The following is an 11,043-nucleotide window of genomic DNA, read 5'->3' as shown; positions in this document are numbered from 1 at the left end:
CTCAGAAGTGAAACGCAGCAGCGCCGATGGTAGTGTGGGGTTTCCCCATGTGAGAGTAGGACACCGCCAAGCGCCAATTTAGCTCATAGCGAGCAGTAGAAGCCTGATTCGAAAGAGTCGGGCTTTTTTACGTTTGAAGAAAAAACTCACACCAAACAAAAAACCACTCGAAAGTGGTTTGATAAAGGGCTCTGTTGATTCATTTCGAGTAGCTAAACTGTAATTTTTTTGGGGGTTGTTTGAAAATGTCTTTTAAACTCTCGACTAAATTGAGAAGGACTGCTGTAACCCACCAAATGAGCTGCATCATTGACCCTTTTACCTTCTAATGTGATCAGTTCTTTTGCTTTATTAAGGCGAACTTTCTTTAAATATTGTAACGGTGATTCTAGTGTTACCTGTCGAAAAGCGCGATGAAATGCCGATATACTCATACTCGCGCTGGCAGCTAAGTTGTCAACAGTAAGCGGTTGGGAATAGTCTTGATGTACTAAAGTGAGCGCTTTGGCTACGCGCGCATAATGGCCATCTTGCTTGGCAAGATTAAACAAAACATTACCTCTCGGCCCTGTCAAAATTCTATAAATCAGCTCTGTGACAAGGTGCTCTCCTAAAATTTCGGCTTCAGCATGGTTTAGTAATGACTGCAGTAACCTTTCACAAGTCTGCAGCATCGCTTGATCCATTCGTTCTGCGACCAGTCCACACTCAGGAGCGACCGAAGCGGTTGTGTTAGCGTGATGCTTTTCTAGTTGGTTAACCAGTTGCAATAATGTATGTGGATCTACGTCAATGGCGATGCCATAAATAGGTTGGTCATCTCGGCTAAAAGCTTCACATTCTAGCGGCAAAGGCACACCTAGCACCAAGTAATCACCTGGCCCGTAACTGAACGCCCGCTCATTTAAATGCACCCTTTTGTCACCGTGCCCCATAATGATAATGCCAGATTGATACAACAAAGGTTGGCGCTGGCTACTCTGGCCAGTACGATAAAACTTAACGCTTTTTATCGCAGTATCAACAACGCCGTCCAGCTGCTCTAAGTTGTGCTGTATTGCATAAGACAACATCAATTGACCTAAGGGGTGCATGTTCTACCCTTTTTTTGATAGCGGTAAATAAAATCCAACATATCTCTTTTGGTAGGAATAGGCAATAAATCGCGCAGAATATGCCTATTTTAAAGCGGGTTTAGCGACTAATATACATGCTTAGGTTGTATAAACCACTTAGAACCCCATAACTGCAAGAGACTGCGAGGGCATCGAATGAAATTTTCTTATGTAAATCCAACACAGATCCATTTTGGTCAAGGGCAAATAGCCAGCATTAGTCATGCTATCCCGAGTGATAAAAAGGTACTGTTTTTGTACGGTGGTGGCTCGATTAAACACAACGCTGTTTATGACCAAGTAGTTGATAGTCTGAAACAACATCAGTTTGTAGAGTTTGCCGGTGTTGAAGCCAACCCAACGGCTGAAACGTTAGATCGCGCGGTTGAACTGGTGAAAGAACAACAGCTTGATTACATCCTCGCGGTGGGCGGTGGCTCGGTGATAGATGGCGCTAAATATGTGGCTGCAGCCTCGCTATATGATGGTGAAGGTTGGGATATTTTGACAGGTAAGCACCAAGTGACCAAAGCTTTACCCATTGGTGCGATCTTAACATTACCGGCCACTGGGTCTGAATCAAACATGGGGGCTGTTATCACTCGCGCAGCCACTCAAGATAAGTTGGCTTTCTTTGCGCCGGCAGTGCAGCCTAAGTTTGCTGTAATGGATCCAGATGTAATGAAAACCTTACCAGAGCGTCAGTTGATAAACGGTATTGTGGATGCTTGGGTACATACTTGTGAGCAGTACTTAACCATGCCAGTTGGCGCATTTGTACAAGATGGCTATGCACAAGCATTATTAATTAGCCTTAAAACGTTGGCTGAGCAATATGAACAACGCGATAATGATCAATGGCGAGCGAACTTAATGTGGACAGCTAACCAAGCGCTAAATGGCTTAATTGGGTCAGGTGTGCCACAAGATTGGGCGACACATATGATCGGCCATGAGCTGACTGCTTTATACGGTGTTGATCATGCCCGCTCACTGGCGATAGTACAGCCGTGGCTGCTCCGCAATCAGATTGAAGCAAAGCGCGTAAAGTTAGAGCAAATGGGCCAAGCGGTATTTAATCTGGACCCCAGTGAAGATTTAGCTGAGCGTACAATCGATGCCATAGAGCACTTTTACCAAGGTTTAGGCGTTGCCACTCAGCTGGTTGAATATGGTAGCGATAAAGAGGCTGCAATTAATACTATCCTTGCCCAGCTAGAGCAGCATGGCATGGTGGCACTTGGTGAGCATCAAGCTATAACACTTGAGCGCAGTCGTGAAATATTAACAGCTGCGCTTAAATAACCTAATCACACGGGCAAAACTAATCATTTTGTCCGTATTTCTCATTAAAAAAACTATTGATAGCCTCTAAAATAAATAATTTAGTCATTAAAATCTAAAACTGAAACTAAATTAGACCTAGCCAACATTTTTTTTTCAATTCATCAGGCAAAATTTGTCTCTAGTACTGTTTATAGTTTTAACAGTTCGTTCTTTGCAAGGATGTAGAGACGGGTCAGAGTAATTGTTATGACAGCTTTTATTTCAATTGCTTATTTATAAAGGAGTAGGGTGTATGATTTTTTATTTTGCCATTTTTGCTTTGCTGGGGATTACCTTTGCATTGTTGTACAAACAACGTCGAGCGGATGTTCGTTTAGTTAAGAAACTGATTAATAGTCAGACTTTTTATTTAAATAATAGTCCTATTGCTGGTGACAATCTTTCGTTGGTGTCTGTTATTCGCAGTACGCCAAAGCAAAAAGTTGGATTAGAAACACACTTCACTATTTATTGCTTTGATAAAGAAGTACAAAAACCCCTTTGTGTGACATTAGAGTTAGTTCATAACAAACTCAAAAGAGCAGAAATTCGTCAGTCGAAAGGGCTACAATTGCAGAATGTAATGGATAATTTAGTACTTGATTGATTTAAAAGGGTTTCTCAGTATAAATTGACTAGGCTACCATTGGGTAGCCTTTTTTATACCAAGCGTTATGATCAAAATCTTGTTTACCAGCGTTTTTTTTTGCTGGAAACCCGCAGTTACTAGCATTTTTTTGCCAAACTGGTCGAAGATAAACGGGCTGTTGTTTGTTACACTGCACGCTCCTGAGACAAGGATTGTAACGGGAAGAAGCTACTTAACTGGCTTAGGCCAATTAATCATTTCGCACTATCATGGAAGTTTTGGGCTATGAGTCTGATTTTTTTAGCAATGACCTTGCTAATTCTCTGCACGAATTTGGCTGCAGTGGCCGTTGTTGGGCAACGATACTTGGGGCATTATGCGGTTGGTAAATTCGCTGGCACCTTATTATTTTGTCTAGTTTTATTCTTTACTGAGCATTACATTGGCTTGGGTCAGTTGCATTGGCTATGGCCTCTCACCACTCTTGCTTCTGTTTGGTTTTTGTATCAGCAACGACAATGTTTTAAGCAAATGCTGTGGAAGCACGAAGTCGTATTTGTTATTGGCTTGCTCTATGGTTTGCTCTGGAAGATGGCTTTTCCGGAAATTGATGGTAGCTCAGAAGCACTTACCGACTTGTCCTTTGTCAGTAACTACTATGCTGGCGCCCAGCTGCCTCCGCCAGATAACTGGCTACCGGGTTACACTTTCAATTTCTACTACGGTTTTCAGCACTATGCTGCAGCTTTAATGGGCCGAATCCTAAACCTTAGTGTTGGTCATTCCTATAATTTAGCCAGCGCTGTGATGATGGCGTTTATGTTTAGCTTAGTGTGGTCAATTGTCAGCACTTGGTGTCGCAACAAATACTTAAAAATTGTACTGTTGTTGGCAGTTGTAGCAGGTGGCACGGGTGTTTCCCCTTTTGTTTCTTACCTTTATGACTATCCAGAGAATCAACCGACTTATTCTGCGCAAAGTAAACTGTGGGCTAGCGTGCGCTATATCGGTATGTACGATGCTAGGATGAATACTGAGTTTGCTAAAGAAACGCTAGGAGTTGCACCTGATACCAATTTGGAGTTGCCACTTGAAACCATCGGTTATCTGACCTTTCAAGGTGATTATCACCCACCTTTAGGTAGTTTTGCTTTATTGCTGCTAGCCCTTGCCTGTATTTTCCAATTAGAGCGTATTAATACTCGTTTATTTCAGCAACGCATACTAACCGCGATTTTAGTGGCAACCGGGCCACTGATGTTAATTACGAATACTTGGGTGGTGCCATTACAAGCGTTACTGGTTTTTGGTTGGCTGATATATCGTCAGGTTAGTGGCCGTTCACTTTGTTATAAATCTGTTTTGATTGGCGGTCTGGTTCCGCTGATCCTGTCTTATCCTTTTTTATTTGAATTCACCAGCCAAGCGTTAAGCACGCCGATAAAGTGGGTTGGTGAAGGTCAACATGTTGACTTTAAGCAATGGCTTTTGGTGCTGTGGCCACTACTTTGCTTATGGTGCTTAGCTGCATTTATGGTACGAAAATTTCCAATTGTTGCCTTTATCATGGTGATGAGTGGACTGTTTTTAGGCTTAGCAGAGTTAGTTATTATTGATGATCCCATGGGCGGTGTCTGGGAGCGTTTTAACACTAGCTTAAAATGGTGGTCATGGACGCAGGTATTCATGCTAGTCGCTCTAGGCAGTATATTATTTGCTAAACAAAGCAAGTGGTTGCGCTGGGTCAGCTTGATCCCGGTATTAGCGTTGGGTAGCTATAGCATTACCATGATTGAGTATTTCGACGCTGCGGACAAGTCATCGTTTGGTAAGCTTAATGGCCATCATTGGCTAACTAAGTTGCCAGAAAATAGGCAAATGCTGCAATACCTAAAAGACGCACCTGATGGTGTGGTGTTAGAAGGGCTAGATCGTATGGCTTACACCTCTGCATCGGCGATGGCATTGTTTGCCAATAAACCTTCATTTACCGGTTGGCCGTCGCATCAAAAGCAATGGCGTAGTAACTCTGACTTTATTTACCAACGTGGGCGTGAAGCGCAGCTACTGTATGAAGGGAAATTAGACAATAGCTTGGATTGGTTAGCAAAGTATAAAATTGAATACATTGTTTATCGACAATCAGATTTTGATCGAAACAAACAGGGTTGGCTGTTGATCCAGCAGCAGATTGCTCGCGATTATGTTTGGCTGCCGTTTAAAGAATATGGCGATTTAAGACTGGGTATTTGGCAGCGTAAAGAACAAGGAAGTCATTAACCATGCATTATATTTATCTCACCCTCACGCTGGGGATTATTTGGCTTAATCTAGCGGGCTTAACCTTGTTTTGCCGTCGTTGGCTACCTAACTTTGCCTTAGCGCGTGCCTTAGGCGTTTTACTGTTTGCCCTAGTGTTCTTCTTTGTTGAACACTTTGTTGGTTTAGGCTCACTGAACTGGCTCTGGCCTATCACCTCGCTGGCCAGTGCTTATCTAGTGCACCAACAAAAGGATCAGCTTAAAGCCAATGGCTTTTGGAGTGCTGAACTGGTATTTGGTTTGGCATTTTTATATGCCTTTATATGGCGTTTTTCACTGCCTGCTATCAATGTTAGCTCAGAGCGCATTACCGATCTCTATTTTATAAGCAACTACATGGGCGGCGACACGCTCCCCCCTGATGATAATTGGTACTCACCTCATAAATTTGATTTCTACTACGCATTCCAGCATTACCTAGGTGCGCTCATTGGGCGTATTTTCAGCCTAGATATAGGTACGACATACAATTTATCTTTCTGTATTTTAATGGCTTTACCGGTCACGTTAGCGTGGCACTTAGCCGGTCATTTTGTGAAGTCTTCTTGGCTTAAATTGCTATTAGTCGCCACCTTGGCTTTTGGTGGCACCGGCTTATCACCGTTACTGCACTTAGTTTATAAACAGCCTGCCGAGCCACAAATTCTGCAACAAGGATTTGTTGAAACAGCCAGTGAGCGCGATATTACTAATGTGGAAAATAGCTATCGTCATCAGTTCTCTAATCATGCTTTTATGAATTTAGTACGGGGTGCTCGTTTTACCGGTTCTCATGATGAAAATGCCCATGAGGGCGGTGATAAAACCAATGCTGAGATGGCGGAAATCTTCTTTCCAATCGACAAGCCAAATGAACAGTTTGAGCTGCGCGTCCTACCACTAGAAAACTTTGGCTATCAGTATTTTGTTGGTGATTATCATCCTCCGATAGGTGGCTTTTTAATACTGTTAATTACACTAGTATTGATCATGACTATTCAAGCACAGCAAGCAGTGCGTTTGTGCACCGCGATGTTAGGCGCCACGGTGCCATTGATGTTGATCACCAATACTTGGGTATTTCCGTTGCAAGGTTTGTTACTTTGCGGCTGGTTAGCGTTAACTTACTGGCAAAAGCAAAAGCCGGATTGGGCGGCTCTTATCGGGGGCGGCTTATTTGCCGGAATATTGGTATATCCATTCTTAATTGGCTTTACCAGTGGGGGCGTATCCACGCCAGTTAAGTTAGTAACAGGTGATGATCATACGCCTTGGGCACGCTTCGTTGGTATGCAGTGGCCAGTGTTAGCCTTGATGCTATTGGCACTATTTGATCGAAAGTGGCGTCAATTGACGGTGGTGTTCTTGCTTACGTTTGGCTTGTTATTGCTGATCAGCGAAATGATTTACATTGATGACCCGACTGGCGGTAAGTTTATCCGTACCAATACCGTGATGAAATGGTGGGGCTGGATATATGTTGGCGCATTAGTCTTGTTTGGCGCTATCTGTTTAGGTGCAGAAAAGCTATGGATCAAAGTGCCTGCAATCATTGTATTGTTGCTGACCGCTAGTGCGGGGATCGACGTGGTTAACTATCTCACTCACTCTAATAAAGCACACATGGGTAAGCTACAGGGACATGAATGGTTTACTAGCAACCCTGAAAACCGCGACATGTTTAATTTTTTAAAACAAGCTCCGCGCGGGGTGGTATTAGAGAACGTGCCTAATAACGCTTACATGCATTCCAGTGTCTACGCTATTTTTAACAATAAGCCGGTGTTAATGGGTTGGCCTTCTCATTTGCGCACTTGGCATGGCGAAGTGCCACAAGTGTGGAAAATGACAGAAAAAATACGCAGCTTTTATGCTGGTACTTTAGGTGGAAGTCGTGATTGGCTGCAAGCTCACCGCGTAGAATATGTGGTATTTGATGCTGGCCAGCAGCAAAACTGGCATGCTATAAACGAACAAATAAAAAGCCATTATGATTGGTTTGGCTTTAATCGCAACGGTCAGCCGCCAAAAGGGATTTGGATGCGCCGCCAATAATAATTAGATATTACGTTTTCTCAAGGAAGAGAGACATTAGAAGGGGAACATATGGTTATTAACCCAGAGCTTAGCGTCGTGGTATGCGTGCTGAACGAAGAAGAAAGTATCGATCTATTTTTGGATACGCTGACACCAATCTTAGAGCAGGCGGTATCGTCTTATGAGATATTGTTTGTTAACGATGGCAGCACAGATAAAACCTTTGAGATCCTGCATCAAAAAGCACTTGATCCTGATAGCCATGTACGCTTAATCAATCTATCGCGTAACTTTGGTAAAGATGTGGCACTAACCGCAGGCTTAGACAATGTTAAAGGCCAAGCGGTGATCCCGATGGATGTGGATTTACAAGATCCACCTGAATTAATTACTGAAATGGTCGAGAAATGGCGCCAAGGTGCTAATTCCGTGGTGGCCGTTCGTAGTGATCGACGTGACGATAACTTTGTTAAACGTAAAACGGCGATGGCCTTTTATCGTTTGATCGGTCGGATCAGTAAGGTGGATATTCCGCAAAACGCCGGTGACTTTCGTTTGATCGATCAAAAGGTTCTGGATGTAGTGCGTAAAATGCCGGAAAAGGCTCGCTTTATGAAAGGCTTATTTGCTTTTCCTGGGTTTAAAACCGAGTACGTTTATTTCCATCGTCCACAGCGTGCTGCTGGCGAAACCAAGTGGAACTACTGGAAGTTGTGGAACTTTGCTCTAGACGGTATTTTAGGCTTCTCCACAGCTCCTCTTAGGATCTGGAGCTATCTTGGTGCCGGTGTCGCCGTTATCGCGTTTCTTTATATGGCATTTACTATTTTCAAAACCTTAGTGCTAGGTGTTGAAGTGCCTGGTTATGCTTCTTTAATTTCCTTAATTTTATTTTTCAGTGCGATAAACCTGATTGGTATTGGGATATTAGGTGAATATATCGGACGAATCTTTGAAGAAGTGAAAAGTCGGCCATTGTATGTAATTGAGGGAATCTATGACAGCCATGATCAGCAAGCTGAAGCATCAGATAAATGTGCATAATATAAACCTTGGTCAGCTGGTTTCTTTTGCTGTTGTTGGAGTAGGGGCGACGCTCACCCATGCGATGGTATTTCATGCTTTGTACGCTTGGGTGAATGTTGCGCAATTACCGGCCAACATTTTAGGTTTCTTAGTGGCTTTTAGCGTGTCTTATTTGGGGCAATTTAAATGGACTTTTAAGACTGAGGCTCAGGCCGTCACTAGCCAGAAAAAAGCTTTTATTCGCTTTGCAAAGACCGCTGCTATCGGTTTGTTACTTAACTTAACGTGGGCTGGAATAACCATCGATTGGTTAGGGCTACATCATTATGTTTATTTGGTGTTACTGACCTTTGTTACCCCTGTTGTCATTTTTGCCCTAAATAAATTTTGGGTGTTTAAGTAAAGACCTCCAAGTTATGCCTGAATCGACATGAAATGACCGCTAATAAGGTACATTTTGTTTCGATGCAGGCTTGGCTTTGGCGCTGAAATGCCTAGCGCGGAGGGTCTAACTTTTCGGTATTGTTAACCCTGAACCAGCCTGCGATACTGTATCGGTCTCGCATTGCGGGTAGCACTTCATGAGGAAACTCCTCACTTAAAAATATCACCATAGTGCCGAAGGTAGGCATTACTTTTTCTAAAATCGTATTTTGATTGACGGGATCATGTTCAGGGTAGAGCACTAACTCGCCACCATCTTCCGTAGTCCAGCTTGGGTTCAAGTAAAAAACGGTCGTTAAAACTCGGTTGGCTTCGCCACGAAACGCATCCATGTGTTTCTTATAAAAAGCGCCAGGGCGGTAGTGGGCGAAATGACTTTCATAAGAAAACAAGCCAAGAAAGAGGCGTCGATTTAAAAAGTTTTGTAGTCGCTTATTCCAATCTAACCATGCCTGTTCAACAGGGGTTTTACCATCAATCCAGTGAATTTCATCACGGCGCACAAAATTATTCTGCATGTGATCTTGTTGTCTGCCGATACCTGCCATACTAAAGGCTTGCTCTGGCATTTGGCTAGCCTGTAAAAATAACCCTTGGGTTAAGTCGGGCTCAGAAATTAAGGCATCAGGAATAATACAGTAGCCTTGCGTGATTAATGCCTGAGCGATTGCCTCAAAGTGAGTTGGAATGCCATCAGAAGGGGGCTGTTGTTTAATTAACGCAGACATGAGCTCAATCCAAATAAGTCGGCTGACTATTTACAGTAGAAAGAGCTTCAGAGTAAAACGAAATAATTTTGTTGTGGCGGTGAAGAGAAAGCAAGATAAGCAAACCTAAGTTTGCATATCTCTCTGGGGGCTTATTTTGCGACCAAGACAGTGCCTTGGAATCTGATACCACTCCAGCCGTACTTAATAAAATTGCGAATATTGCCGTGGTCGTTACCTTCAGGGTTTTGCAGTACATCTTCACGGTAAAAGCGTCCAAATAAAGCCAGTGTCTGCGCTTGATCTAGCAGGTTCAATTGAGCGAAGGCAAATAAACGGCATGAGCCTTCATTGGTGCCAGCGGCATTAACGACAAGATCATTATCAGCACCATTACTAAACTCTGTCGGGCTGTAGTCATAATTAGCTTCAATGACAGCCATCACATCATTAAACTCAATACTATTTGGTTGGTTTTTTAGTTGTGAAATTAGTTCCGCTATGCTCATTGCTAGTCCTTGTGCTTAGATTAAAGTTAGGCAGTGATAGAAAGTCACCAACAGCCATAAAATAAAAGCATTAGTTTAAGTGATGAGGTTAGATAACTCCAACCCTAGCGAGGGATAAGCAGTGAGAATACAAAATATTAGTTTTATGATATTGAGCGCTTACCTGTGCTTCGCGACCGTTTGGGCTGACGAGGCACTAGTCATGTCGCCGCCGTTCAGCATTGAGGGAGTTGACCCATATTCGGAAGATTTATACTTGTACTTATCTGATGCTAATAAAGTACATCTAGCAATATCAATAGAAGGTGACGGGCAAATATTATTACTTAATGACCAGCCGCCAACTCCCGAGCAATTGAAAGTGTTGAAAAAAGCATTGGCTGACTTGCAGGACCAAAGGCCCATTGACCCACAAGCCAGCCAAGCTATTGACTACATAATTCAGTTTTTGAGCAAATAAGTTAAATTCACTATTTAGGCTAATGTATCTGTGACTGGTAAGACCCATTGTGCTTAGCATGAATCATTTGGGCCTTCTTGTGCCAGTATTCTGTTAACTGAGAAGCACACTGAAACACGACAAGAGGGAGAAATATTCCCAGTTGTAAAGCAAATATAACAGGCTGTTGTAGCGCAAACAGAGTTATAAGCATAGTTGGAATCAGAATGCTGAGTGCAATTATCTCTTTCATAAATCTCCCGCGCTTCTTAGTGATAAAGCAAATAATAGAGTAATAAGTCAAAAGTGCTAGTAAATTTATCAATTTTTTGTAAGTGCGTGATTAGCGATTCACTTTGGCCATTTATGCTATCCACTAATATATTGTTTAGCGGAGTATTTAATTTTAAGCCGCAGTTACCTGTTTCTAATATACCCAGTCAACCTGGAGATGCTTGATTTCAGCAAGATTTTACACGCGTTTAGGCAAGGCATTGATTGCAGGTAATGCCTTGCCCTTATCAAAATCAATAACACAGCATAAACGTGTG

10 protein-coding genes are annotated in these 11,043 nt (G+C 42.7%); 7 read left to right on the top strand and 3 right to left on the bottom strand.

All coding sequences use genetic code 11. The features are described from left to right. Positions 1 to 212 precede the first annotated feature (212 nt). Positions 213 to 1,094 (bottom strand): AraC family transcriptional regulator, encoded by an 882-nt coding sequence (locus tag Q4519_RS10425; protein ID WP_303512001.1) that lies wholly within the window; start codon positions 1,092 to 1,094, stop codon positions 213 to 215. A gap of 177 nt (positions 1,095 to 1,271) precedes the next feature. Between Q4519_RS10425 and Q4519_RS10420 the strand changes: the two genes are divergently transcribed. The 6 genes from Q4519_RS10420 (at position 1,272) to Q4519_RS10395 (ending at position 8,796) form a co-directional block, all read left to right on the top strand. Continuing rightward, positions 1,272 to 2,420: an iron-containing alcohol dehydrogenase gene (locus Q4519_RS10420; RefSeq protein ID WP_303511999.1), complete on the top strand. Its 1,149-nt coding sequence runs from the start codon at positions 1,272 to 1,274 to the stop codon at positions 2,418 to 2,420. 274 nt (positions 2,421 to 2,694) lie between these two features. Next, a complete protein-coding gene (locus Q4519_RS10415) occupies positions 2,695 to 3,048 on the top strand; it encodes a hypothetical protein (protein ID WP_232802691.1) in 354 nt (117 codons plus the stop codon). A 267-nt stretch (positions 3,049 to 3,315) separates the two neighbouring features. Further along, positions 3,316 to 5,310 carry a DUF2298 domain-containing protein gene (locus Q4519_RS10410; protein WP_303511998.1) on the top strand — a complete coding sequence of 665 codons (1,995 nt, stop codon included), beginning with the start codon at positions 3,316 to 3,318 and terminating at the stop codon, positions 5,308 to 5,310. A gap of 2 nt (positions 5,311 to 5,312) precedes the next feature. Beyond that, a complete protein-coding gene (locus Q4519_RS10405; protein ID WP_303511996.1) occupies positions 5,313 to 7,385 on the top strand; it encodes a DUF2298 domain-containing protein in 2,073 nt (690 codons plus the stop codon). Positions 7,386 to 7,436: 51 nt separating this feature from the next. Further along, positions 7,437 to 8,411, top strand: a complete 975-nt coding sequence (locus Q4519_RS10400) for a glycosyltransferase family 2 protein (protein WP_232802688.1) — start codon at positions 7,437 to 7,439, stop codon at positions 8,409 to 8,411. Next, entirely contained in the window at positions 8,374 to 8,796 is a 423-nt protein-coding gene (locus tag Q4519_RS10395) for a GtrA family protein (protein ID WP_303511995.1), read from the top strand. Before Q4519_RS10400 ends, Q4519_RS10395 begins: the two co-directional genes overlap by 38 nt. 91 nt (positions 8,797 to 8,887) lie before the next feature. Here the strand turns inward: Q4519_RS10395 and Q4519_RS10390 are convergent, their stop codons facing one another. Together Q4519_RS10390 and Q4519_RS10385 are read right to left on the bottom strand one after the other, a co-directional pair. Further along, positions 8,888 to 9,565, bottom strand: coding sequence for a 2OG-Fe(II) oxygenase (locus Q4519_RS10390; protein WP_303511993.1), 678 nt, complete (start codon positions 9,563 to 9,565; stop codon positions 8,888 to 8,890). Positions 9,566 to 9,696: 131 nt separating this feature from the next. Then, positions 9,697 to 10,053, bottom strand: coding sequence for a HopJ type III effector protein (locus Q4519_RS10385; RefSeq protein ID WP_232802685.1), 357 nt, complete (start codon positions 10,051 to 10,053; stop codon positions 9,697 to 9,699). A 121-nt stretch (positions 10,054 to 10,174) separates the two neighbouring features. Between Q4519_RS10385 and Q4519_RS10380 the strand changes: the two genes are divergently transcribed. After that, positions 10,175 to 10,513: an N-acetylmuramoyl-L-alanine amidase gene (locus Q4519_RS10380; protein ID WP_232802684.1), complete on the top strand. Its 339-nt coding sequence runs from the start codon at positions 10,175 to 10,177 to the stop codon at positions 10,511 to 10,513. Positions 10,514 to 11,043: the final 530 nt, after the last annotated feature.

The sequence above is a fragment of the Motilimonas sp. 1_MG-2023 genome, assembly GCF_030547455.1.
Lineage (GTDB): Bacteria > Pseudomonadota > Gammaproteobacteria > Enterobacterales > CBDFNC01 > Motilimonas.
This window is presented reverse-complemented; position numbering and strand designations above follow the sequence as displayed.